The sequence below is a fragment of the Lentzea sp. NPDC036955 genome, assembly GCF_055608005.1.
This window is the reverse complement of record NZ_JBVJRC010000007.1, coordinates 250,118-274,319: the sequence shown is the minus strand read 5'-3', so window position 1 is coordinate 274,319 and position 24,202 is coordinate 250,118. Positions and strand designations below refer to the sequence as shown.

Annotated in this window: 21 protein-coding genes and 1 pseudogene; 14 read left to right on the top strand and 8 right to left on the bottom strand. The window is 71.9% G+C overall.

The annotated features are described in order from the left end of the window. Window positions 1–25 precede the first annotated feature (25 nt). From ACZ7CF_RS25010 to ACZ7CF_RS24970, 9 genes are all read left to right on the top strand, one after another. Window positions 26–745 (top strand): class I SAM-dependent methyltransferase, encoded by a 720-nt coding sequence (locus ACZ7CF_RS25010; protein ID WP_360390581.1) that lies wholly within the window; start codon window positions 26–28, stop codon window positions 743–745. Window positions 746–843: 98 nt separating this feature from the next. Continuing rightward, a complete protein-coding gene (locus ACZ7CF_RS25005; protein ID WP_458430713.1) occupies window positions 844–1,413 on the top strand; it encodes a sigma-70 family RNA polymerase sigma factor in 570 nt (189 codons plus the stop codon). Between the two features lie 286 nt (window positions 1,414–1,699). Then, entirely contained in the window at window positions 1,700–2,263 is a 564-nt protein-coding gene (locus ACZ7CF_RS25000; RefSeq protein ID WP_360390576.1) for a sigma-70 family RNA polymerase sigma factor, read from the top strand. Then, window positions 2,263–2,817 (top strand): sigma-70 family RNA polymerase sigma factor, encoded by a 555-nt coding sequence (locus tag ACZ7CF_RS24995; RefSeq protein ID WP_360390574.1) that lies wholly within the window; start codon window positions 2,263–2,265, stop codon window positions 2,815–2,817. Before ACZ7CF_RS25000 ends, ACZ7CF_RS24995 begins: the two co-directional genes overlap by 1 nt. A gap of 111 nt (window positions 2,818–2,928) precedes the next feature. Then, window positions 2,929–3,669 carry an RNA polymerase sigma factor gene (locus tag ACZ7CF_RS24990; protein WP_360390571.1) on the top strand — a complete coding sequence of 247 codons (741 nt, stop codon included), beginning with the start codon at window positions 2,929–2,931 and terminating at the stop codon, window positions 3,667–3,669. A 188-nt stretch (window positions 3,670–3,857) separates the two neighbouring features. Next, the gene (shbA, locus tag ACZ7CF_RS24985; RefSeq protein ID WP_470370848.1) at window positions 3,858–4,448 is read left to right on the top strand and encodes an RNA polymerase sigma factor ShbA; all 591 of its coding nucleotides are present in this window, start codon (window positions 3,858–3,860) and stop codon (window positions 4,446–4,448) included. 322 nt (window positions 4,449–4,770) lie between these two features. Then, window positions 4,771–5,052, top strand: coding sequence for a hypothetical protein (locus tag ACZ7CF_RS24980; RefSeq protein ID WP_470370710.1), 282 nt, complete (start codon window positions 4,771–4,773; stop codon window positions 5,050–5,052). Between the two features lie 31 nt (window positions 5,053–5,083). Then, a complete protein-coding gene (locus tag ACZ7CF_RS24975) occupies window positions 5,084–6,358 on the top strand; it encodes a DNA polymerase IV (RefSeq protein ID WP_470370709.1) in 1,275 nt (424 codons plus the stop codon). Between the two features lie 87 nt (window positions 6,359–6,445). After that, window positions 6,446–7,240: a hypothetical protein gene (locus ACZ7CF_RS24970; RefSeq protein ID WP_470370708.1), complete on the top strand. Its 795-nt coding sequence runs from the start codon at window positions 6,446–6,448 to the stop codon at window positions 7,238–7,240. A 656-nt stretch (window positions 7,241–7,896) separates the two neighbouring features. Here the strand turns inward: ACZ7CF_RS24970 and ACZ7CF_RS24965 are convergent. The 4 genes and pseudogenes from ACZ7CF_RS24965 to ACZ7CF_RS24950 form a co-directional block, all read right to left on the bottom strand. Continuing rightward, window positions 7,897–8,994 (bottom strand): DUF4034 domain-containing protein, encoded by a 1,098-nt coding sequence (locus tag ACZ7CF_RS24965; RefSeq protein ID WP_470370707.1) that lies wholly within the window; start codon window positions 8,992–8,994, stop codon window positions 7,897–7,899. 20 nt (window positions 8,995–9,014) lie between these two features. Further along, a complete protein-coding gene (locus ACZ7CF_RS24960; RefSeq protein WP_470370706.1) occupies window positions 9,015–10,523 on the bottom strand; it encodes a M48 family metallopeptidase in 1,509 nt (502 codons plus the stop codon). Window positions 10,524–10,863: 340 nt separating this feature from the next. Then, a pseudogene (locus ACZ7CF_RS24955) lies at window positions 10,864–12,401 on the bottom strand (alkaline phosphatase D family protein). Beyond that, complete coding sequence (locus ACZ7CF_RS24950) at window positions 12,401–12,907, bottom strand: hypothetical protein (RefSeq protein ID WP_470370705.1); 507 nt, start codon at window positions 12,905–12,907, stop codon at window positions 12,401–12,403. Before ACZ7CF_RS24950 ends, ACZ7CF_RS24955 begins: the two are co-directional and overlap by 1 nt. Before the next feature lie 293 nt (window positions 12,908–13,200). On the opposite strand from ACZ7CF_RS24950, the gene ACZ7CF_RS24945 reads away from it, so the two are divergent. Beyond that, on the top strand, window positions 13,201–13,596 hold the full coding sequence (locus tag ACZ7CF_RS24945; protein WP_360390551.1) for a DUF3040 domain-containing protein: 396 nt from the start codon (window positions 13,201–13,203) through the stop codon (window positions 13,594–13,596). A 71-nt stretch (window positions 13,597–13,667) separates the two neighbouring features. Here ACZ7CF_RS24945 and ACZ7CF_RS24940 read toward each other — a convergent pair whose 3' ends face one another. From ACZ7CF_RS24940 to ACZ7CF_RS24930, 3 genes are read right to left on the bottom strand one after another with little or no spacing between them, the layout of a single operon-like run. Continuing rightward, complete coding sequence (locus ACZ7CF_RS24940) at window positions 13,668–16,154, bottom strand: transglutaminase TgpA family protein (protein WP_470370704.1); 2,487 nt, start codon at window positions 16,152–16,154, stop codon at window positions 13,668–13,670. 3 nt (window positions 16,155–16,157) lie between these two features. Continuing rightward, window positions 16,158–17,423, bottom strand: coding sequence for a DUF58 domain-containing protein (locus tag ACZ7CF_RS24935; RefSeq protein WP_470370703.1), 1,266 nt, complete (start codon window positions 17,421–17,423; stop codon window positions 16,158–16,160). A 2-nt stretch (window positions 17,424–17,425) separates the two neighbouring features. After that, entirely contained in the window at window positions 17,426–18,475 is a 1,050-nt protein-coding gene (locus ACZ7CF_RS24930) for an AAA family ATPase (protein WP_458430723.1), read from the bottom strand. Window positions 18,476–18,880: 405 nt separating this feature from the next. Between ACZ7CF_RS24930 and mraZ the strand changes: the two genes are divergently transcribed. From mraZ to ACZ7CF_RS24910, 4 genes are all read left to right on the top strand, one after another. Next, on the top strand, window positions 18,881–19,312 hold the full coding sequence (mraZ, locus tag ACZ7CF_RS24925; protein ID WP_053733094.1) for a division/cell wall cluster transcriptional repressor MraZ: 432 nt from the start codon (window positions 18,881–18,883) through the stop codon (window positions 19,310–19,312). Between the two features lie 164 nt (window positions 19,313–19,476). Next, window positions 19,477–20,430, top strand: coding sequence for a 16S rRNA (cytosine(1402)-N(4))-methyltransferase RsmH (gene rsmH / locus ACZ7CF_RS24920; RefSeq protein ID WP_470370702.1), 954 nt, complete (start codon window positions 19,477–19,479; stop codon window positions 20,428–20,430). Continuing rightward, window positions 20,427–21,041, top strand: coding sequence for a cell division protein FtsL (gene ftsL, locus ACZ7CF_RS24915; RefSeq protein ID WP_470370701.1), 615 nt, complete (start codon window positions 20,427–20,429; stop codon window positions 21,039–21,041). Before rsmH ends, ftsL begins: the two co-directional genes overlap by 4 nt. Next, window positions 21,041–22,963 carry a peptidoglycan D,D-transpeptidase FtsI family protein gene (locus ACZ7CF_RS24910; protein WP_360390537.1) on the top strand — a complete coding sequence of 641 codons (1,923 nt, stop codon included), beginning with the start codon at window positions 21,041–21,043 and terminating at the stop codon, window positions 22,961–22,963. Before ftsL ends, ACZ7CF_RS24910 begins: the two co-directional genes overlap by 1 nt. Here ACZ7CF_RS24910 and ACZ7CF_RS24905 read toward each other — a convergent pair. Then, window positions 22,960–24,111, bottom strand: a complete 1,152-nt coding sequence (locus tag ACZ7CF_RS24905; protein ID WP_470370700.1) for a putative glycoside hydrolase — start codon at window positions 24,109–24,111, stop codon at window positions 22,960–22,962. The genes ACZ7CF_RS24910 and ACZ7CF_RS24905 overlap by 4 nt on opposite strands. Window positions 24,112–24,202 lie beyond the last annotated feature (91 nt).

Here is a 24,202-nt window from a genome sequence, read left to right as displayed (position 1 = left end):
TCTAGGGTCTCCTACGCTGTGTGCCATGCGACCGGACGCCGTACACAGGGTGCTCGACGCCGAACTGACCGCCGCGCGGGAGCGCAGGGGCGGCGAACCGCCCCGCGTCCTCGACGTCGGCGGCGGCAGCGGCGTGTGGGCAGTGCCCCTCGCCGCCGCGGGCTGTGCCGTCACGGTCGTGGAGCCCTCGCCGAACGCACTGGCCACCCTGCACACCCGTGCGCGCGAGGCCGGCGTGAAGATCAACGCGGTGCAGGGCGACACCGACGCGCTGGGTGTTCCCGCCGGTGAGGCCGATGTGGTCCTCGCGCACGGGGTGCTGGAGGTCGTGGACGACGCGTCCGCCGCGCTCACGGCGCTGGCCGCCGCGGTGACGCCGGGCGGCGCGGTGTCGGTGCTGGTGGCGAACCGGTTCGCGGCGATCCTGCACCGCGCGATCGCCGGGCGGATCGTCGACGCGCGCCGGTTGCTGGACGACGACGCCGGTCAGCTGGCGGGCACGCGCGACCCGCTGCAGCGCCGGTTCGACGTGGCGGGCCTCGAGAAGCTCGTCCTCGAAGCCGGGTTGTCGGTCGAGTTGCTGCAGGGCCACGGCGTGGTGTCCGACCTGGTGCCCGGCGTCGTGCTGGATGCGAATCCGGGTGCGGCCGACGCACTGGCGGAGCTCGAGCTGGCCGCCGCGCGGCGGTCTCCCCTGCGAGACGTGGCGGCCCGGCTGCACGTGCTCGCCCGCCGCACGCACTGAGCCTTTGCTTTCGGGACGAATGCAGTCCCGGGGAGTGGCCCCAAACGACTCTGCGGCGAAAGATGTAGTCTTCGCCAGTCGACGTAGGGACCCGCGCCATGGAGAGTTCCGACCTGCTGGCCTCGTTGGTCAACGAGGCCGTCGCGGGTGACCGGCCTGCCGTCGAGCGGCTGCTGGCCTCCGTCCGCCCGCTCGTGACCCGGTACTGCCGGGCGCGCGTCGGGCACGGCGAACGGGCGCAGACGTCGGCCGACGACGTGGCCCAGGAGGTCTGCCTGGCCGTGCTGACGGCGCTGCCGACCTACCGCGAGCAGGGCCGGCCGTTCCTGGCGTTCGTCTACGGCATCGCCGCCCACAAGGTCGCGGACGCCCACCGCGCCGCCGCTCGCAACCGCGCGGAGCCGGTCGCCGAGGTCCCGGACGGGCCGTCCACCGTGCCCGGCCCTGAGCAGCACGCGCTGCTCGGGTCGCTGTCGGTGCGGCTGGGCCGGCTGCTGGCGGCGCTGCCGGACAAGCAGCGCGAGATCCTGGTGCTGCGCGTGGTCGTGGGCCTGTCGGCCGAGGAGACGGCGGAGGCGGTCGGGTCGACGCCGGGTGCGGTGCGGGTGGCGCAGCACCGCGCGCTCGCGAAGCTGCGGTCGTCGGTGGGGGTCGAGGAGCTCATCTGACCGGGCGCTGCTCCTCTGCTGATCGCGGGGACGTGCTCATCGCGTTACGCGAGAGCCGTGGCGGACCGTCGTGGGCAAGGCACGGCATCGGGTGATTGCTCGTGACGAACTCACTGGAACGGCGGAACCGGAAGGTTCCGGTTGCCTTCAGTCGTTCCTCTCCGCGTTCCACGAGTCGTTGTTCATTGCTCCAAACGAGTGACGTTCAGAAGTTGCCCCTACTTTCCGCATAAGGAGTGACGATCCGCACGTCTCCTCTGCGGGACGAGGACGAGGGGACGCTCGGATGGAAAGTTCGGCATTACCCGCTGAGGTGGTCAGTGCAGCGGTGAACGGGGATCGCAGGGCCACCGACCTGCTGCTTCGCTACTTGCGACCGCTGGTGGTCAAGTACTGCCGCGCGCGCGTGGGCCGCTCGGCCACGACGGCGGACGACGTCGCGCAGGACGTGTGCCTGGCCGTGCTGACAGCGCTGCCGAACTACCGTGACCAAGGTCGCCCCTTCCTGGCCTTCGTCTACGGCATCGCGGCGCACAAGGTGGCCGACGCCCACCGCGCGCTCGCCCGCAACCGGGCGGAGCCCACGGCGGAGGTGCCGGACCAGGTCTCGCGCGGCGCCGGTCCCGAGGACTTCGCCCTCCAGGGCGAGCTGAACGGCGCGCTGGCGAAGCTGCTGCGCGTGCTGCCCGAGAAGCAACGCGAGATCCTCCTGCTGCGCGTGGTCGTGGGTCTGTCGGCCGAGGAGACGGCCGACGCGGTCGGGTCGACCCCCGGCGCCGTGCGCGTGGCGCAGCACCGTGCCCTGGGCCGGCTGCGCAGGGAGGTCGCCGAGGCCAGCGTCCTGATCTGATGGGGAGGCAGGAGACAGCCGACGAGCACGTCGCCGGCGCACTGGCCGGCGACCGCGGCGCCGTGGCGAAGCTGCTGGAGGCGATCCGCCCGATGATCGTCCGCTACTGCCGGTCCCGCGTCCGGGGCACCACGTCGGCCGACGACGTCGCCCAGGAGGTGTGCCTGGCCGTCCTGACCTCGCTGCCCTCGTACCGCGACCAGGGCCGCCCGTTCCTGGCGTTCGTCTACGGCATCGCCTCCCACAAGGTGGCCGACGCCCACCGCGCCGCCGCGCGCAACCGTTCCGAACCGACCTCCGACCTGCCCGAGTCGGCCGACCGGGCGGCGGGACCGGAGCAGCGTGCGGTGGACGGCGACCTGTCCCGGCGGATGGCGCGGCTGCTGGAGGTGCTGCCGGACAAGCAGCGCGAGATCGTGCGGCTGCGCGTCGTCGTGGGCTTGTCGGCCGAGGAGACGGCGGAGGCGGTCGGCTCGACGCCCGGTGCCGTGCGGGTGGCGCAGCACCGCGCCCTGGTCCGGCTGCGCAAGGAGGTCGACTCGCTCGGCGAGTGACCGGTATTTGCTTTCGGAACTAGTTGGGCCGATCGCGGGGGGTGCGTGCGGCCGAACGACATCTCCATTGGCAAAGGCACCAACCCGCCGCCGACGTAGGGACCCGAGTGCATGGGGCGAACCCCGGATGCAGCCGATGAGCGCGGACCGGGCAGACCGCTGCTCTCCGTGGCGGACGTCGTGCACCACTTCAGCTCCGCCGAGGCCGACCAGCTGCACATGGACCGCGTGTTCGTCCAGCACTTCCGCGAGACCGGGTGCGCCGACCCGCTGTGGTCGGCCTTCCTCGGCAAGGTCGTCGGGTACGGCTTCGAGATCGTCAGGAACCTCGTGAAGTCCGGGGCCATGTTCGCGCGGGTCGACCGGCGCAGGTGGTCCGTGGCGCGCCAGGAGGTGTTCTTCCACGAGGCGGAGGAGCTCGCCAGCGAGGCCGTGTGGGCCGGGTTCAACCTGTTCCGCGAGGAGGGCGTGCTCGGCGGCAAGTGGTCGGAGGAGCACGGACCGCTGAAGGAGTACTTCGTGAACGCGTGCGTGCTGGCCTTCCCCAACGTCTACCGCAGGTGGCGGACCAGCAACAACGCCTGGCACGAACGGCACCTGCTGGACGCGTGGGCGCGCCTGGAGCACGTCGCGGCCGGCGGGGACCTCGAAGACGCGGTCGTGACCCGCGAGGCGGTGGACGACGTGTTCGCCGAGCTCAGCGAGGACCGGCGCACGCTGCTGTTCCTGAAGGACCAGAACTACTCGCACGCCGAGATCGCCGAGTTCATGCGGATCACCCCGCGGGCGGTCGAGGGGAAGCTGCGGCGCGCGAAAGAGGCCGCCCGCGAGGCGTCGAAGGGAAATCGGTGACCGCCATGGAGTTCTCCACCGGCCTGCACCGGACGGTTCCAGAAGCCGCCGTGGCGAACACCTCGGTCGGCGACGCCACGTCCGGGCAGCTGGCGAACCGTGCGCACGGCCCGCGGTTCGACGCGCTGCTCGAACGCGCGAAGGCGGTCGGGCCGGCCGAACCGGTCGAGGCGCCCTCGGCCTCCTACCTGGCCCGGAGGCCGGACACCGCGGACACCTACGTGACCAGGGCCGCCGCCGGTGACCGGGGAGCGGCGGAGAGGCTGCTCGCCACGCTGCGGCCGTTGATCGTGCGGTACTGCCGTGCGCGGGTCGGCGGGCAGGACCGGTCGTCCACCTCGGCGGACGACGTCGCGCAGGAGGTCTGCCTGGCCGTGCTCACCGCGCTGCCGGCCTACCGGGACCAGGGGCGGCCGTTCCTCGCGTTCGTCTACGGCATCGCCGCGCACAAGGTCGCCGACGCCCACCGCGCGGCGGCGCGGCTGCGGTCGGAACCCGTGGCCGAGCTGCCGGAGGCGACCGACCTCGGCGCCGGGCCCGAGCAACAGGCCCTGCAGGGCGAGCTGTCCGAACGCATGGGCGCACTCCTGCGGTTGCTGCCGGGGAAGCAGCGGGAGATCCTCGTGCTGCGCGTGGTGGTGGGGTTGTCGGCGGAGGAGACGGCGGAGGCGGTCGACTCGACGCCGGGTGCGGTGCGCGTCGCGCAGCACCGCGCCCTGAGCCGGTTGCGCAGGGAGATCGCGGCCCAGGAGGCGTTGCGCTCGGCCGCCCGTCAGTGACGCCAGCGCGTTTCGTGGCCGCGGTGCGGTCGGCGCTCGCCTCCACGACCGCCGTCGGGGTGAAGTCCGTTGCGGCGTACCGGATCGGGCTCGGGCTGCTGGCACGGCGACCAGCGGACGCCGATGTCGTGCGGGGGTGCTCGGGGCGGTTGGCCGACCCGGTTGGTGATCGCGTTCCTGGTGTGGGAGGCGTTGGACGCGGGGCTGCCGTTGCAGTCCCACGTCAGACACGGCGATTCGGACGCGGATCTGTCCAAGGGCGACCGTTGTTGTTGACGCCGTTCCTGCGCGCAATGGCTTCACGTGGCGTGCCGTGCTGTTGTTGCACAACTATCCGTTCTACCGGCAGGCGGGCTACCTCGCGCATGTGTTCTGCGACCTCGGGCTGGCGACGCACGGGCTGGGGCACCAGGCGCCACGGGTGCTCGCGGAGGCGCTGGAGATCGTGCCGTACGGGAAGTTCCTGTTCTCGACCGACGCGTTCGGCCTGCCCGAGCTGTACTCCCTGAGTGCGCTGCTGTTCCGGCACGCGCTGCCCGAGTTCCTGGCTGACGGGGTGCGGCTCATCGCGTCGGAGAACGCTGCCCGCGTGTACCGGTTGTAGGATGTCGAACAAGGGTTCGAGAGGGGTTGTCATGGGTCGCAGTGCGAACCTGCCGCGCGGCCTGCGTGACCGCTTCCGTGCGCGCGACGGCGTGTGGCCTGATGACACGGGCTGCCGGATGTTGCACGTGGACATGGACGCCTTCTACGCGTCCGTCGAGATCCGCGAACGCCCTGAGCTCGCTTCCGTGCCCGTCGTCGTCGGTGGCGTCGGTGGGCGCGGTGTGGTGTGTTCGGCCAACTACCTCGCACGCGAGTTCGGCGTGCGGTCCGCGATGCCCACCGCGCACGCCCGCCGGCTTGCGCCGCACGCGGTGTACCTGCCACCGCAGTTCGACCTCTACCAGGAGGTGTCGCGCGGGGTCATGGCGATCTTCCGCGACATCACGCCGCTGGTGGAGCCGCTGTCGCTGGACGAGGCGTTCCTCGACGTCGGCGGGGCGCTGCGGCGGATGGGCACCACGCCCGGCGGGATCGGCGAGCTGGTCCGGTCGCGGGTGTTCGAGGCGTACGGCGTGACGTGCTCGGTCGGGGTGGCGCCGACGAAGTTCCTGGCGAAGCTGTCGTCCGGCATGTGCAAGCCGGACGGGATGATGGTGATCCCGGCGGACTCGGTCCTGGAGTTCCTGCACCCGCTGCCGGTCGGCGCGCTGTGGGGCGTGGGGGAGAAGACCGCCGCGCGCCTGTCGCAGCTCGGCCTGGAGACCGTCGGCGACGTCGCCGCGGTACCGCTGGCGACGTTGCGGCGCAAGATCGGCGTGGCGCTGGCGGAGCACCTCTTCGCGTTGTCGCGGGGCGTGGACGACCGCGCCGTGGTGCCGGAGTCGCGGGAGAAGTCGATCGGCGCGGAGGAGACCTTCGAGGTCGACCACCTCGACCGCGGCGTGCTCCGCCGCGAGCTGCTGCGCCTGTCCGAGCGGACGGCGAGCTCGTTGCGCGCCAAGGGTTTGCACGGCCGGACAGTGTCCATCAAGGTCAGGTTCTCGGACTTCACGACGATCACCCGCTCGCGCACGCTGCCCACGTCGACGGACGTGACGCAGGAGATCTACCGCACCGCCGTGGAGCTGCTCACCACCCAGGTGCCGCCGGGCGCGGTCCGCCTCATCGGTGTCCGGATCGAGGGACTTGACAACTCCGACTCCGCCCACCAGCTGATCTTCGACGCCCCCGAGAACGGCTGGCGCGAAGCTGACCAGGCCGCTGACCAGGCCCGTTCCCGCTTCGGCTCACTCGCCGTCCGCCCGGCCTCCCTCCTCGGCAAGGGTCCACAAAGGACCGCCGAGTTCGGGCCGAAGCCCGAGTGATCGCGACCTGTCCACAACCCGCGAGTAACCCACAGCCCCCCGTTTCCCCGTGGCACACCCCCGGCCCCCCGGTGCAACCTGGACCCCATGCGCCACCCCGTAGACCTGGAATCGCTGCACATCCTGTTCCGCCACCGCATCGCGCCGGTGGCCGCCCTGGTCCACATCGGACTGACAGGCGCCGTCATCGACCAGCGGTGCCGGCACGGCACCCCCTGGCAGCGCCTCCTGCCCGGCATCCTGTTGCTGGGCGCCGCGAAACCCACCCGTGAGCAGTGGCTGCAGGCCGCCCTGCTCTACGTCGGCGACCGCGGCATGGTCACCGGCTTCGACGCCCTGCACCTGCACGGCCTGAAGTCCGCCCCGATACCGTCCTCGGTCCACCTGCTGACCCCGCGCTGCTCCCGCGCAGTCAGCTTCGGCCCGCTGAACCTGATGCGCACCGACCACATCCCCACACCGGTGCTCCGCCGCGGCTTCCACACCGCCCCACTGCCCCGCGCCACGATCGACGCGGTCCGCTGCACCAAGTCCATCGCCGACACCCGAGCCATCCTCGACGAGGCCACCCACCTGGTGGGCCTGCACGCCCTGCGCACCGAACTCGCCTTCGCCCCGCGCAAGGGCACCGCCCTGGCCCGCAAACTCCTCGGCGACTCCACGATCCGCCAACTCGAACACGCAGTCCTGTCCCGCCCCTCACCCACAGCCCCTCGCCGCCGCCCCCTCACCCCCGCTGTTCCACCCCCGGCAGCGCTGCCCGCCGCGCCCCGCTGCCCCGACCCGGCACCCTGGCCCCGCTCGGCTCCGTCCCGCGCACCGGCCACGATCCGCCGAATCCCTTGCCACACAGCCGAAGAACCACCCCGCCAGCTGACCTGACCACCGCTCCCGCGCACCGCCCACCCGCGACGCCACTCACCCACGCGCGTCGTCGCCCACCCGTGCACGTGTCGCCTACCTGCGCCGCCGTCGCACGCGCGCCGCCTACCCGCGCCGCCTACCCGCGCCGCCGCCCATCCACGCGCGCCGTCGCTCACCCGCAGCCGCCACCCGTGCGCGCGCCGCCCATCCACACCGCCGCCACCCGTGCGCGCCACCCGCCCGCTGAAAGGAGCCTGCGACGTCACCCTCGAACCGCGCGCCGCCGCACCCGGCATCCCGCGCATCGCCCACCGCCGCGCCCCGGACATCCGCGTGCCGCTGCCCCCCGACATCCGCGCACGCCCCGGTTGCTCGCACAGCCCGCTGCCAACCCGGCCTGCTGTCGCCGTGGTCGCAACGCCGACCCACCGCCGCAGCCCGCCACCACACAGCGGCTCGCTCCCGCCACCGCCGACCGCCACCGCCGACCGCCACCACGCCCACCTAGCCAGGCCCCATCCCCGCCCGGCCTCAACGCGCGGCGCGGTCCGAGACCACCTCCCGGCCACACCGCCTGAACGGCCCTACCGCCGCCCAGCTCTACCCTCGCCCAGCCCTACTCCCGCCCAGCCCTACTCCCGCCCGCCCTACCGTCCGTCTACCTCCCACCCGCCCTACCGCCCACTTCGCCCAACCCGAGCCGCCCGCGAGGCCCCTTTCACGGCATCCCCGCGCAAACTCAGAAAGGAGAGCACCGGCATCTCGAAGTAGTTCCACGGCGCAGCATCCGCGTACCCGCCCAAAACCCGGAACTGCGCCACGGCCTCGTCGAACCGCCGCAGCCGCAACAGCGCGAGGATCGCGTACCCCCGGTCGTCCCGCACCGCGACCGTGTCGGCACCTTCGTCCGCCAGCCGCTCCAGCAGGACCTCCAGCGCCCGGCCGACCTCGGGCGTCTTCCACAGGGAGGGGTCGGTGTCCTCGGCCTCCAGCGCCGCCTGCAGCGGCAGTGCGGCGAAGCGCGGCGAGGTGTCCGCGGCGTCCAGGGCGAAGCCGAGGGCCATTTCGTTGGAGCCGCGCCACTTCGCGCACCAGTACTGCAGGGCCTGCTGGTGCCCGTCGTGGTGTAGCGGGTCGCGGGCGACGAGTTCGGACCACAGGGTGCGGAAGTCGTCGTGGCTCGCGCCGAGGCCGCGGGCCGTGGTGATGAGGGTGCTCCACGGGGTCGGGTCGTCGGGGAGGACGGCGGCTGCGGCGCGGGCGGCGGCGCGGGCCTCGGCGAGGGTGCGGTGGAAGCTCTCGAACTGGGCTTGAGTGGTGTCGGTGGCCCTGGCGCTGCCGCGGATGTCCCAGGCGAGGGACACCAGGGACAGGGCGTGGACGACGGACCGGTGGGGGTCGTTCGGGCGGGCGGTGTGCCAGGTGGTGAGCCAGGCGTCGTCCTTGGCGGCGAGGTCGGCGAGGGCCCAGGCGATGCGTTGGCGGCGGTCCCACGTGCCGTAGGAGGCGGCGGTGAGGTCGGCGGCGTTCTCCCAGTGGCCGGCGCGGACGTCGGCGCGCACGGCCTCCAGTGCGGGGTCCTCGACCGGTGGGTCGGCGGTGACGTCCGCGTCGGGGACGAGGCCGAAGCGTTCCGGGCGGGTCTTGGGCAGCAGGAAGGCGGCGACGAGCTCGGTGGGCAGTTCCTCCACCTCGACGCCGCGGCGTTTCGCCTCGCGCATCAGGCGGATGACGGAGAGGGCTTGCTTGGGCTTGAACAGCAGCGAGAACACCACGGGAGGGAGGGCTCCAGTCAGCGGGTGGGGCGGTAGTCGAGGGCGATGCCGGCGGAGGCGAGGGCGTGGCGCAGGGGCTGGGTGTCGGCCTGGTCGGCGACGGCCTCGTCGAGGTGGTCGGCCAGGTCGAAGTCGTCCGCCGCGGTGACGAAGGTGGTGCGGCCGAGCCAGTCGACCTGCCAGTGGGCCAGGCCCGCGTCGGAGAAGGCGAGGGCGAGCAGGGCGGAGAGTTCCGCGTGCACCTCGGTGCGGGCCATCGCGCGGCGGGCGCGGGGGCCGGCGGTGGGGCTGCCGGGGACCGACGAGTCGGGGCCGATCTCGGCGAGCAGGCCGGCGTCCAGCGCGTCGAGGACGGTGGTGAGCGACGGGGGTCCGCCGGTGGCGGTGGCGGCCGCGGTCAGGAGGCGTTCGGTGCCGCGGACGACGCGGGCGCGGGCACCGATGTGGCCGAGGGTGGCCCAGTCGACGCGTTCCTTGGTGCCGGCGTCGTCGACCAGTGCGTTGAGGACGGAGGCGTCCAGCAGCGGTATCGGGTCGTCGAGCAGCTCCAGTGCCGGGCGGTCGCCCCAGGACTCGGGTTCTGCGTGCAGGGCGTCGATGGCGGCGATGCGGTCCGGCAGCGGCGGGTACGGGTCGTACGGGCCGCGGTCGGGGTCGGTCGGGTGCTGGCGGAGCTCCTCCAGCTCGGCGTGCAGCTCGGGGGAGGTGCGCAGGTGGGCGAAGCCCTCGAAGAACGTCGTGGGCAGGTAGCCGGTGTCCCACGCGACGGTGAGGTGGCGGTTGGTGAAGAGGTCCCAGGCGGCGTCGATCACCGGCAGCTCGCGCAGTGCGCTGGACGCGGCGGAGGAGCCGGCCAGGCGGGCGGCGTGGGCGTCGGCGGCGCGCTGGCGGGCGCGGGCGACGGGCTGGGAGAAGCGGAGGAACAGCGTGGCGTAGCCGCGGAACAGCTTGGTGGCCAGGCGCTTGAACCACCTGTCGGTGGCGAGCGCGGAACCGGCGCGCAGCACGGCGCCGCGGGCGGAGATGACGACTGCGGCCAGGCGGCTGTCCTTCTGGGCGTAGTAGCCGAGCTCGGTGGCGAGCACGGCGAGGAGCTGCTTCTCGGTCAGCGTGGTGAGCAGCGGGGCACCGATGAAGAGCCGGCGGTGCCGCACGCTCAGGCCGAGGAAGCGGGTGTCCTCGGAGATGCCGGAGTTGACCACGGCGACGACGCGGAGCTCGTCGGGCGGGCGGGTGCCGAGGTCGGCGGACAGGCGCTGGACGAGCTCCCACAGCGCGGGTTGCTCGGCCGCGGTGACGGGGACGCCGGGCACCTCGTCGTAGCCGCGCCGTTCCAGTGAGACGAGGAGGTGCACCAGGGCGTAGGCGACGGGCAGTGCGAGGAACGCGAGCTGGACCGCGGCGACCGGGCGGTTGATCAACGCGTAGACCTCGACGAAGAGGATCGCGCAGACCAGCCCGATGGTCAGCACGTAGTAGTTGACGAGCAATGCGACTGCGCCGGCAGCACGCAACGAAGCACGCATGAGTAGAGCGACCTTCCCCCAGGAGCTGCCTGCGCGGGCAGCAGGAGTGAAGTGTGCAGCACGGGCGGGAGCGAACTCAACGCCGTATCACGGGAGAGCGTGACCACGTGGTCACGCCGGTCACCGGTGACCGGGTGCCGGTGATCGTGCGGCCGGCGGCAGGCGCGCTGTCGGGGCGGGACAGCGCTTTCCGCGTTGGGCGAAGACGGCCTCGCTGCGCGCCAAGACAATGGACGCGGCGAGCGGCACGGGAGGTGACGAGCATCCAGGTCTACCGGGTCGCCGCCTGAGCGGACGGGGGAGCGCGTCCGGGTCGACCGCCCGGACGCGCTCCCTCCGGTCAGGGCCTGCGGTACTGCGCCGGTGATCCGGCCGTCGCCGGGTCCTCGTAGCTGCCCGCCACCCCGCGGTCGACGTGGAACGTCGTCAGCGTCGACACGGGTGACGCGGCGTCGCGGCGGTCGGCGATGACGCGCATGTGCGTGCTGAACCGCCGCGGGGTCACCTCGTACACGTCGTAGCCGTACCTGTTGCCCTCGAAGTACTTCAGGTGCGGGTTGGCCGCTCCCATCACCGGCCCGTTCACGGCGTTCCACTCCGGTGAGTACGCCCCGGAGGTCACCGAGTGCGCGGTGAACTCGGTGCCGATCACCGGCGAGGTCACGTCGTCGAAGTCGGGGCGGATGTCGTCGACGAACGCCGAGTGCCAGTCGCCGGTGAGCACCACCAGGTCCTCCATGCCGGTGGCCGCGACGTGGCCGAGGACCTCGCGCCGCTCCGCGCGGAAGCCGTCCCACTGGTCGGTGAAGTAGTAGCCGCCGCCGGTGCGCGCGAGCTGCGAGAGCATGATCGAGTTGATCCACACCTGCCACGCCTCGCGGGCGCCGGAGATGCCGTCGAGCAGCCACTGCTTCTGCTCGGCGCCCAGGATCGTGCCCGCGGGGAGGTTCTGCGCGGACCGGTACTGGCGCAGGTCGAGCACCGTCAGGTCGAGCAGGTCGCCCCACTGGCGGCGCCGGTGGATCCGCGGCTCCAGTGCGCTGCCCGCGCGGATCGGCAGGTGTTCGTACCAGGCCTGGTAGGCGGCGGCACGGCGCTTCACGAACGGGCCGCGCCCTCGGAGCCGCTGTAGTCGTTCGCAACTTCATGATCATCCCAGGTCAGGTAGAAGGGATGTGCGGCGTGGGCGTCGCGCAGGGACGGGTCGCCCTTGTAGAGCGCGTGGCGGCGGCGGTAGTCGGCCAGCGAGAGGACGGCGGGGCCCTCGTGGTCGCGGACGTGCTGACCGCCGACCTGGCCGTGCTCGTAGATGTAGTCGCCGAGGTGCACGACGAAGTCGACGTCCTCGCGGGCGATGCCGCGGTGGGCGGCGTAGAAGCCGTCGTGGAACGCCTGGCAGTTCGCGGTGGCGAAGCGGACGCGGGAGACGGGGCCGACCGGCGCGGTGCGGGTGCGGCCGACGCGGCTGCTCCTGCCGAGAGCGCGGAACCGGTAGTGGTAGGTCTGGCCGGGGCGGAGACCGTGCACGGGCACGTGCACGCTGTGCCCCAACAGGTTCGAGGCCGCCACGGTGCCGCTCGCGACGCGCCGGCGCAGCGCTGGGTCGGTGGCCACGGTCCACTCGACCTCGACGACCTCGGGCAGCGGCTGCTCGAACGCGAGCGGTTCGGGGGCGAGCCGCGTCCACAAGAGCACGCTGTCGGGCAACGGGTCGCCGGACCCGACGCCCAGGGTGAACGGGGCCGCGTCCCAGGAGGCGCCGAGCTGTTCGGCGGCCGCGCGGGCCTGGGCGGGGGAGAGGCCCTGCGCCAGCGGCCACGCCGTGCCGAGGGCGCCGGCGGCCGCGGCGGCGCGCAGGAGGTCACGCCTGTTCAACATCAGCGGGCTCCGATCGTGAACGAGATGTTGTCGGCGTAGCCGTCGTTGGACGTCCCGCTGCCGGAGCGGGTCAGCTGCAGCGTCACCACGGCGGTGCGGCTGCCGGGCGGGACGGTGCCGCTCGCGGTGCGCTCGAACAGACCGGTGCGGCCACCGCGTTCCTCCGCCGTGAGCGGGCCGAGCACCACGAGACCGCGCGGGGTGCCCGCGCCGTCGAGGAACTCCACCGACAGGCGGGCGCCGTCCTGCTGCGATGCGTAGCCGCCGAGCCACGCGGAGATCGAGAACTCCGACGGGCGGCCTGGCAGCGTCACCCTCTGTCGCAACGCGGACAACGGTGTCCCGCCGCCGCCGAAGAACGCCGCACCGCGCTGCGCGGGCCCGGGATCACCGGGTCCCGGATACCCCTGCCCGGTGTCGTAGCGCAGCACCACCGGCGTGCCCGCGAGGGTGTGCCAGCCGCTCAGGCCCTGCTCGGCGCCACCGTTGACGATGAGTTCGGTCATGGTCCCGATCCGACCAACCGGTCGTGGCGCCCGCGGAGCGCGTGGCCGAACGGGGTGTGAACGGCAGGCCACAAGGCCTCCTCCTGGCTCCGCGGCAAGCCTCACGAAGGCCTCACCACTGCCCCAGGAGGATGATGGTGACAGAACCGACCGTATGAGAGGGCCGACTGGGTAGTCGCCGGGGCGCGCGGATCGTATCCTGGAGGGTGACGTCCCCAGGGTGGGCCGTCCGCCGGGATCGGCGGCAACCGCGAACACCCGGCGCCCGCGACCGCTGTGCCGGAGGAGGAACGATGCCACTCTCCGAGCACGAGCAGCGACTGCTCGACCAGATCGAGCGCGCGCTCTACGCCGAAGACCCGAAGTTCGCATCCACCGTACGAGGCGCCAAGTTGCGGCGGCCGTCCAAGCGGCGTCGTGTACAGGGCATCGTGCTGTTCGTGGCCGGTGTTGCGGCCCTCATCGCCGGGGTGATTTTCTCGCAGCTCGCAGTCGCGGGCATTCCGGTCGTGAGCGTTTTCGGTTTCCTGCTCATGTTCTTCGGCGTGCTCATCACCCTGACGACGTTGCGTCGTGGTGACCAGGTCGCCGAAGGTGCGCAGGAAGAGGGCAAGCCGACGCGCAGCCGCAGCTCGTTCTCCGAACGGATGGAGGAGCGCTTCCGTCGTCGCTTCGACGAGGAGCAGTAAGCGCACACCCTTCAGACACCACTCGGGCCCGCCCCCACCAGGGGGACGGGCCCGATCCGTTGTGCGGGGGACTACGCCGGCACCGGCTCCTGGTCCGGGACGTCGGCCAGCGGCGCGGGCGAGGGCCGCAGCACCGACCGCGGGAACAGCTTCGCCCGCAGCGACAACGGCGCGTTCTGCCGCAACGACTGCCGCACGGCCGTGAGCGCCGCGGGCAGCGCCGGGTCCGCCGCCGGGTTCGGGCTGTACCAGGCCCGCTCGATCGCGCCGATCATCGTCCGCAGCCCGTCGCGGCCTGCCTCGTCCAGGTTGTGCTCCCGCGCGAGCCGGCGGGCCGCCGTCCTGACCGTCTCCGCCGACGGCACCGGGGCGCCGCGGTCGACCGACTCCGCTATGAGCTCGGCCCACGCCGCCGTCGCCGCGTCCGGCCCGAGGCGGCCGACCACCCGCAGCCGGGACCGCTGCCGCAGGTACCGCAGGGCAGCCGGCGTGCCCGCGGCCAGCAGCACGAGCACGACGGCGGCCAGCACGTACGACAGCCATGCCGCCGCGAACAGCAGCGTGACCGACCACAGCACCGCGGCCGCCACCGCCGCCCAGCGCCGCAGCCGGCGCCGGCGTTCACGGTGCTGCGGCATGACCGCGGCACCGTCGTCCTTCAGCAGCACGTTGCGCACCATCGAGACCGCGGTCGCCAGCACGAGGGCGGTGAACACGGCCCACGGCACCCAGTCCTTCGAGGTGTCCTGCTGCGTGGCGTCACCGGTGACACCGGCCTCCTCCTCACCGTCGGCGGCGGTGGACGGGGCGGCCGAGCCCTGGCTGGGCTGCGCGGTCGTCGACGTCTGCGTGTTCGCCGTCGGCTCCTCCTCCGCACCCGGCGACTGTTCGCGCAGGTACGGGGGCACGACCGCGCGGCCGTCGGTCATCGGCGTCGGGTCGAACGTCATCCAGCCGTGGTTCGGGAAGAAGATCTCCACCCAGGCGTGGGCGTCGTCGGTGCTGATCGTGCGGTAGGCGTTGTCCGGCGACGGGACACCGGCGGTGAAGCCGATGGCCACGCGCGAGGCCAGGCCGACCGTGCGGGCCATGACGGCCATCGCGGAGGCGTACTGCTCGCAGTAGCCGCGCTTGCCCCGGAGCACGAAGTCGGTCAGCGCGTCCTTGGTGACGTCGCCCTGCGTCTTCAGGTCGTAGGTGAAACCGCTGGTCGGGCCGTTGAAGAACTCGGTGAGCGCGGCGGCCCTGTCGAAGTCGTTGGTCGCGTTCCCCGTGATCTGCTTCGCGAGGTCGATGATCTCCTGCTCGACCCCGTCGAACTTGTAGTACTCCGGGTCGACCAGGTTGCGCTGGCCGGACGCGATGCGCAGCTGGTTCTTCGTCGGCGTCGCGAGCACGGTCTCGAGCTCGTAGGGTTCCGGCTCCCGCTCGCGCTGGGTGAAGATCACGCCCTTGGCGGGGTCGAAGCGGTAGTCGTCGTCCGGGGTGTCGATCCGGCGGACCGCGCCGTAGGTCGGCAGCCAGAAGCTCGTCCAGCCTCGCGGTTCGATCCCGATCTTGGCCACCTTGCCGTCGCCGCGGTCGCCCGGCTGCAGCGGCAGCTCACCGCGCGCGGGCTGACCGCCGGGGTCGCTGCCGCGTTCCCAGCCCTTGTTCGGCACGTACCTGGCGAGCGTGGAGGCCCGCATGTACGTGCTCTCCGGCAGGCCGCGCACCTGGAACACCTCGGTGGTCTTGCCGCGGTTCAGCATGCCGCGCAGCGACGTCATCTCGTTCAGTCCGATGCCGCCGCGCCCGCCGGCACCGCTGCCGCTCAACGGCAGCCGCCCGACCGTGCCGACGATCGTCACGCCCGCGCCGACCACCAGCGCGATCACCATCGCGATGCTCGCCACCGTGGTCGCCGAACCGCCGGTGCCACCGGCCGACCCGGACCCGAGCCGCCCGCGCCACGCCTCGTGCCGGTGCTGACCGTCCACCGCGAGCAGCATCGCGAACGCCGCCGCACCCAGCACGAACGTCCAGAACGGCAGCATCTCGTCGGCCAGCGACGCCGGCACCGCGAACACGCACAGCAGCACCAGGCCGGACGCCGCCGGGGCCGCCGCGGCGACCGCGAGCGTGTCCACCAGCACCGCGACCAGGCCGATCGCCAGCACCACGAGCGCCTGGATCGCCGGTGACGCGTGCACCGGCGGCACCCCGGTCTGCACCTGCGACACCGACTCCGCGAGGACGCCACCGAGCTCGCTCAGCGCGTCGGGACCCGGCAGGAACAGCAGCACGCCCGACCGCGTGTGCAGGGCCGTGAGCAGGCACAGCAGCACGAACACCTGGGCCAGCGCCACCAGCGGCGGGGGCAGCCGGGTGGCCCGCAGGAACGCACCGGTCACCGTGGTCGCCAGGATCACCACGGCGATGCGGACCAGCCACAGGTCGCCCTCGATCACCCCGGACAACGCCGTCGACGCGCACAGCACCGCCAGCGCCGCGATCCACGGCGTCGCGGAGCTGAACCACTCCGCGGTCTCGCCGCGGGAAGACGTCGTCGTCGCCATAGCTCAGCCCACCTCCGAACGCACGGCCGGTCCGCGGTTGCTCGCGCTCGCGCACAGCTCCTGCCACACCTGCTGCATCGACGACGAGGGCCGCGCGATCGCCACGCCCCAGCCGGCTCCGGTCAGCAGTCGCCGGGCGTCCTCGGGGTCGGGCGCGGTCGCGTCCGACCCGCCCGCCCACGCGGCGACGTCCAGCAGCACCGCGAGGTTGCGCGTGCCCCGCGGCCGGTACCTGATCAGCTCCTCGACCGAGGACGGCGACACCCCGCCGAGCACGGCGATGACCTCCTGGCCGGCACCGGGGTCGATGCCGGCGGAGAGCTCCTTGCGGTGCGAGGCCTGCAACGCCGCCAGCGCGTCGAGCACCACGTGGTCGCTGTGCCCGCCGTCGGACGCCCCGCCCGCGAGCACCCGGCCGTCCTCGGAGACCAGGCGCACCTGGTGGCCGAAGTGGTGCAGGTGCAGGCAGATCGACGCCGCGAACGAGATCGACCACTCCAGCGACGCCGTCGGGCCGCTGCCGCGGTGCGCGTGGACGCGGTGGTCCAGCAGCACCGTCGTGCCGCCGCGCCATGGCCGTTCCTCGACCCGCACCATCAGCTCGTCGCGCCGGGCGGTCGAGCGCCAGTGCACCTTCCGCAGGTCGTCGCCCTGCCGGTAGGGCCGCACCACCGCGTCGTCCTCGCCCTGGCCCGCGCGCAACCGCACCGAGCCGTCGTCGCCCGCGCCCATGCCGGACCCGCCGGGCAACCCGGCCAGGCGCACCACGCGCGGCACGACGACAAGGCGGGAGCGGCCGGCCAGCTCGCGGTCGAACTCGGCCAGCCCGAACGGGTCGGTGATCCGCGCCATCAGCGGGCCGACCTGCTGGATGCCGCGCATGACCGGCTTGAGCGGGTAGCGCAGCGACGTGGGCGTGTTGCGCGGCAGCCGCTCCACCAGGAACCGCGGCCGCGCGCCCAGCGCGTAGGGGACGGTGTCCTCCAGCATCAGCCCGCCGGTGGGCAGGCGGCCGGTGCTGCGCAGGTCGAGCTTGACCTCGGACGCGGCCCCGACCGGCACCCGGCTGGGCGCGAGGAACCGAGCCGCGTGCAGGCCGACCCTGGCCCGTGTGGCGAGCCAGGCGGCCAGCAGCGGCAGCGCGATCACGAACGCCGCGACGCGCAGCAGATCGCGTTCGTTGAGCACCACGGCGCACGCTCCGGCGGCGAACCCCGCGGCCAGCAAGCATCTTCCGCGGGTGGTCAGACCGGACAGTGCGGTGCGCATCGTTACCGTGGCGTCCCTGCGTTGTTGTTGATGCTGCGGACGAAGGCGGCGTTCGGGTCGAGTGCTGCGGTCGGCACCGGCACCCGCTGCAGCAGCGCCCTGACCAGCTCGGCCGGTGACCGGCGGGCGGCCTGGGCCTCCGCCGTCAGCACCAGCCGGTGCGCCAGCACGGGGATCGCCACGGCGTGGATGTCGTCGGGCACCACGAAGTCCCTGCCCGCGAGGGCCGCTTGCGACCGGGCCGCCCGCACCAGGTGCAGCGTGGCCCGCGGGGACGCGCCGAGCCGCAGCTCCGGCAGCCGGCGGGTGGCCGACACCAGGTCCACGGCGTAGCGCCGCACCTCGGGGGAGAGGTGCACCCGGCGCACGGCCTCGATCAGCCGCAGGATCTGCGCCGCGTCCGAGACGGGCCGCAGGTCGTCGAGCGGGTTGTGGCCCGCGTGCTCGTCGACCATGGCGAGCTCGGCCTGGGGATCGGGGTAGCCGACCGACACGCGCGCGGTGAACCGGTCGCGCTGCGCCTCCGGGAGGGCGTAGGTGCCCTCCATCTCGATCGGGTTCTGCGTCGCGATCACCATGAACGGCGACCCCAGCGGGTAGGTGTTCGCGTCGACCGTGACCTGGTGCTCCTCCATGCACTCCAGCAGCGCGGACTGCGTCTTGGGGGAGGCGCGGTTGATCTCGTCGCCGACGACGATGTTCGCGAAGATCGGTCCCGGCCGGAACTCGAAGTCGTTCTCCTGCCGGTTGTAGATCGACGAGCCGGTGATGTCGCTCGGCAGCAGGTCGGGCGTGAACTGCACGCGGCTCACGGTGCAGTCGATGGAACGGGCAAGCGCTTTCGCCAGCGAGGTCTTGCCGACCCCCGGCACGTCCTCGACCAGCAGGTGCCCCTCGGCGAGCAGCGTCACGAGGGCGAGCCGCACGACGTCGGGCTTGCCGACGAGCACCCGTTCGACGTTGGCGGCGATCCGCTGGACGGCGGCGTGCAGCTCACCCAGAACCTGTTCGACCGGCGCGTGACTGTTCGCGCTTGGGCTTCCCGGCGTCACTAAACCTCCAGCAGCCGTGTCCGGAACACGGACGTGTGAGCGTTTCACGCAGTGTGTCAAACCACGGCTAAGTGCCCCACACCTGCGGGCCGCTTCGGGTTCGCTCCACCAGTTTTCACCTTCCCCCACCACCGCGCCCCAACCCCGTGTTCCGGCCCGGATTTCTAGTCCGTTCGAGTGGCAAATCGGGGCTTGAACCTCACCCGCGCAGGTGGAGCCTGCGGAGATCCCCCACCATCCCCCCGCGTCTCCCCACCTCGTCTACCTGCGGAAACAGGTTGCTCGGTGGTGCGTGAGCACCTGTTTCAGCGTTGACTGTGGTGAAAAGTGGGGTACTGTGGCGGCCGGTGGGGCAGACGGGGGCTCCACTGCCGGTCCGTCGCCCGGCGAGGGAGGTGGCTGCCGATGTTCCTCGGCACTCACTACCCGCGCCTGGACGACAAGGGTCGGCTGACACTGCCTGCGAAGTTCCGGGACGAACTGGCGGGAGGTCTCATGGTCACCAAGGGCCAGGACCACTGCCTGTACGTGTTCCCCCGGGCGGAGTTCGAGCAGATGGCGAGGAAGGTCGCCGAGGCGCCGTTCACCAACGACGCCGTACGCGCCTACCAGCGTTATCTGTTCGCAGGTACGGACGAGCAGCGTCCGGACGGTCAGGGTCGGGTCCTGATCGCACCGGAACTGCGCCGGTACGCCGGGCTGACCAAGGAGTGCGTGGTCGTCGGCGCGTTCACCAGGTTGGAGATCTGGGACGCGGCGGCCTGGCAGACCTATCTCGACGAGCACGAGGACGGCTACGCCACGGCTCGCGAGGAGGTCATACCGGGCGTCTTCTGATGGCGGTCAGCCGAGCAACAGGCCGGATGTTCAACCGCGATTCGGGTGCCGTGAGGCCTCGGTCCGCTCGACAACCGACCCTGGCGCACCTTCCCCGGCGCCAGGTTCGACGGGCGGGCGGGGACCTGACGTCACCCGAACGCATTTCGGGGAGTAGAGGGACGATGGATCAGCCGCGGCACGTTCCGGTGCTGCTGGACCGCGTCCTGGAGCTGCTCGCTCCCGCGCTGAGCGGCAAGCCCGCCGTCCTGGTCGACACGACCCTCGGCATGGGCGGCCACTCCGACGCGCTGCTGAGCGCGCACCCCGGGCTCACCCTCATCGGTCTCGACCGCGACCCGCAGGCCATCGAGCTGGCCTCGGCCCGGCTCGCGCGCCACGGCGACCGCGTCCACCTCGTCAACGTCACCTACGACCACATCGACGAGGCCGTTCACGACCTGGGCTTCAAGCAGGTCGACGGCGTGCTGATGGACCTCGGCGTGTCCTCGTTGCAGCTCGACGAGTCCGAACGCGGGTTCGCCTACTCCAAGGACGCGCCGTTGGACATGCGGATGTCCAAGGGCACCGGCATGACGGCCGCGGACGTGCTCAACACGTACTCGCACGGCGACCTCGCGCGGATCCTCTCGACCTACGGCGAGGAGCGGTTCGCGGGCAAGATCGCCTCGGCGGTCCTGCGCGAGCGCGAGCGGGAGCCGTTCACGAACTCGGGCCGGCTGGTCGAGCTGCTCTACAACGTCGTCCCCGCCGCGTCCCGGCGCACCGGCGGCCACCCGGCGAAGCGCACGTTCCAGGCGCTGCGGATCGAGGTCAACGGCGAGCTGGAGTCGTTGCGGCTGGCCCTGCCCGCGGCGCTGGGCGTGCTCGCGGTGGGCGGGCGGATCGTCGTGGAGTCCTACCAGTCCCTCGAGGACCGGATGGTGAAGCACGCGTTCGCGGAGCTCGCGAGGTCGAAGACGCCGCCGGGGCTGCCGGTCGAGCTGCCCGGTCACGGGCCGGAGCTGAAACTGGTCACGAAGGGCGCGGAGGTCGCGTCCGAGCAGGAGATCGAGGACAACCCCCGTGCCGCACCCGTGCGGCTGCGGGCAGCGGAACGGATCGGAGAGGTGAGATGACGGCACCGGCACGGGTCGGTGGGCCGTCCCCACGCGACCGCTCCAAGGACAAGAAGACCGACACCGACAAGGCCCGGCGCCGGTCCGCCGCCGCCGACCGCGCCTACGCCCGCCGGGCGCAGCGCGCGCAGAACCTGCGCGGCGGGTCGTCGGCACCGCAGCAGAACGCGCGGCAGGTGTCGAAGGCCCCGTTCGTCGTGCTCGTGATGCTCGTGCTGGTCGCGGGCATCGCCGGGATCATGTACTTCTCCACGCAGGCCGCCGCCGACTCCTACCGGTTGCAGGAGGCGCGCGCCGAGCAGGAGAAGCTGACGCTGCGGGTCGAGCAGCTGCGCCGCGAGGTGGCGCTGCTGGAGTCGCCGACCGACCTCGCGCGCCGCGCCACCGAGATGGGCCTGGTGGAGCCGTCGAACCCCGCGCGGCTGCGGCAGCTGGCGGACGGCACGGTCGAGGAGTTCGGCAAGCCGAGCGCGCCGACCAAGTCGACGCCGCCGCCCCCTCCCACGACCACCACGCCGCCTCCCGCCGGTGAGCAGCCGCCGCCAGCCGGCACCACGCCGCCCGCGGGTGACGGGGCCGCGAACCCCCCGACGCCACCGGCGGGTGGCTGATGCCGGGACCGCAGCAGAGGGGCCCGCGCCGGCCGTTGTCCGTGCGCGGTCCCGCTCCGAAGGCCCGCACCGGCGGCAACAGCAAGGTGCGCATCGCCGTCGGCCGCATCCTGCTGGTCGGCGCACTGGTCATCGCGGGCCTGAAGCTCGTGCAGGTGCAGGGGTTGCAGGCCGACGAGCTGTCGACGCAGGCCCGGTTGCAGCGCACGACGTACCTGAACATCCCCGCCGAACGCGGCGCGATCCTCGACCGCAACGGCAACCAGCTCGCGTTCTCCGTCGAGGTGCGCGCGCTCTACATCCTTCCCCAGCGCGCCAGGAAGAACTGGGACGCCGAGCGCGAGAAGGAGAAGGACAAGCAGAAGAAGCAGTTCGCGCAGACCTACGACGAGCACGCGCGTGACGTCGCGAAGTTCATCTCCTCGACGCTGGGCCCCGAGGTCAACGGCGAGAAGACCGACGAGGAGACGATCTACGAGCAGCTCGTGGCCGACATCAGCTACGAGGTGCTGGTCAGCGAGGCCGAGCCGACCAAGGCCGCGGCGATCGTCGCGAAGTACCCGGCCGAGATCGGCTCCGAGTACCGCGCCAAGCGGATCTACCCGAACGGCCAGGTCGCCTCCAACATCATCGGCGCGGCGAACTGGCGCCAGGACGAGAAGCCGCCGACCACCCAGGGCATCCTGGGCTTGGAGAACGCGGCCGACAACGTGCTGGCCGGCCGGATGGGCCGCAGGGTCGTCGACACGATGTCCGGTGACGACACCCTCGTCATCCCGAACACCGAGCGCGAGCTGACCAAGCCGCAGCCGGGCAAGTCGCTCGAGCTCACCATCGACGTCGACACGCAGTACGCGGTGCAGCGGATGGTCACCGACTACACGAAGAAGTCGGGCGCCCGCAGCGGTTCCGCCGTCGTGCTGGACTCCCGCAGCGGCGAGATCATCGCCATGGCCAACGACCAGACCTACGACCCGACGGACTTCGGCAAGGCCAGCGACGCGCAGAAGCGCAACCGCGCCGTGGCCGACACGTTCGAGCCCGGCTCGGTGAACAAGATCATCACTGCTGCGGCCGCCGTCGAGTACGGCCTGTTCAAGCCGGACGACGTGCTCCAGGTGCCGGGCTACCTCAAGGTCGCCGACCGCACGATCAGGGACGCGTGGAACCACGGCACCGTCCCGATGTCGTTCACCGGCGTCTTCGCGAAGTCCTCGAACGTTGGCACCCTGCTGGCCGCGCAGGAGGTCGGCCAGGAGCGCTACGCCGAGATGCTGGAGAAGTTCGGCCTCGGCAAGCGCACCCAGTCCGGTGTGCCCGGCGAGGAGTCCGGCATCGTGCCGCCGCTCAACCAGTGGTCCGGTTCGACGTTCGGCAACCTGCCGATCGGCCAGGGCCTGTCGATGAACCTGCTGCAGATGACCGCGATGTACCAGACCATCGCGAACGACGGCCTGCGCGTGCCGCCGCGGCTGGTCCGCGCCGAGATCTCCGGCGACGGCTCGCGCTCGGAGAAGCAGCGCCCGGAGGGCGTGCGCGTGGTGTCGCCGGAGACCGCCAAGACCGTGCGGAGCATGTTCCGCTCCGTCACGCAGTCGGACCCGCGCGACGCGAACCAGAACGGCACCGGCGCGAAGGCGGCGCTGCCCGGCTACCAGGTCGCGGGCAAGACCGGCACGGCCCAGCAGATCGACCCGAAGTGCAAGTGCTACTCGGACTCGCAGTACTGGATCACCTTCGCCGGCATCCTGCCCGCCGACAACCCGCGCTACGTCGTCGGCATCATGCTCGACGCGCCCACCGGCACCCCGTTCAGCTCCTCGGCCGCACCGCTGTTCCACGACATCGGCGCGTTCCTGACGCAGCGGTTCCAGGTGCCGCTGTCGAACGAGCAGACGCCGTACGTGCAGCTGCAGCTCTAACAGGGCTTGCGCAGCACGGTTCCGGTCGTCCCCGGCAACGCCGCGAAGCTGACCGACGCGTTCTTCTCGTCGATGTGCTTTTCCTTCAGCCGGACGGTGATCGGTGCACTGCCGGTCTTGTTCGCGTTGACGAGCACGGTGCCGCACGTGAAGTCGCGCTGGAACACGTTGGTGCTCACCGCGAAGTGGGCGCCGAGCGGCTTGCCCAGGTCCCAGTCGTACTCGGCGCGCCACGGCGAGGCGTTGTCGTAGCGGTCGGTCTCCGCGATCTCGGAGATCGCCGTGTGCCCGCCCTCGGCCAGCAGGTAGCTCGCGAAGGCGTAGCGGAACGGCTGCTCGGCACCGCTGTGGTGCGGCTGCACCCAGGTGATCTTGCCCTTGGCCTCGTTGGCGGTGATCTCGGCGAGCTGCCGGCTGAACCCCTGCGGGTACTCCGACAGCAGGTCCCCGTCCCCGAACGTCAGCCACCACTCGTCGAACCCGCCGTCGAGGTGCTCGACGTAGCTGTCCCACGCGCCGTCGTGCAGGCGGGCGTTGGACAGGTTGGCCACCGTCTTCAAGCCGGCGTCGACGAACTGCTGCCGGGTGTTGGCGAGCATCGAGCGGTAGGCCTCGCGCATGGCTTCGTCGGTGCGGTACTTCGCCGGGCACACACGCGCGTGGTAGGTGTCGCAGGCGAACAGCGCGTTGTCCATGAACACGCCGTCGAAGACGTTGCGCGACGCGCTGATCACGTTGTCGGCCCACGCCTTCTGGTAAGCGGTGTTACCGACGTCCATCTGCCAATGGCCGCCATATCCGTCGTACTCGAACCGCTGACCGTTCGGGTCCACGAGGAACCACGAGGGATCGGCCGCGCAGTAGCCGACACCGGTGGGCAGATCGGCGTCGTCCACCCCGTTCTCGCAGGCATGGCTGCGGGTCGAGGAGAGGTCCTTGTAGACGAACGTCTTGATCTCGGGGTTGGCTGCTTTGAGCTGCCTGGCGAGATCGCCCTCCCAGGCGTTCAGCACCACGTACGACCGGCGCTGCGCCTCGGTCCTGATCATTTCCGGCGTGGTCGGTGAACTGTTCATGTGCAGCCAGTACGACTCGGTCGTGCGGGTCGGTTCATCGGCCTGAGCTGCGGGGACGAGTGACAGCGCCACCGCGGAAACCATGATCGATATTTGTGGGAATCGCACGCTGAACTCCACCTCGCCTCGCTCTCCGGATTTGGAGTATTAGACGTGATGAAAC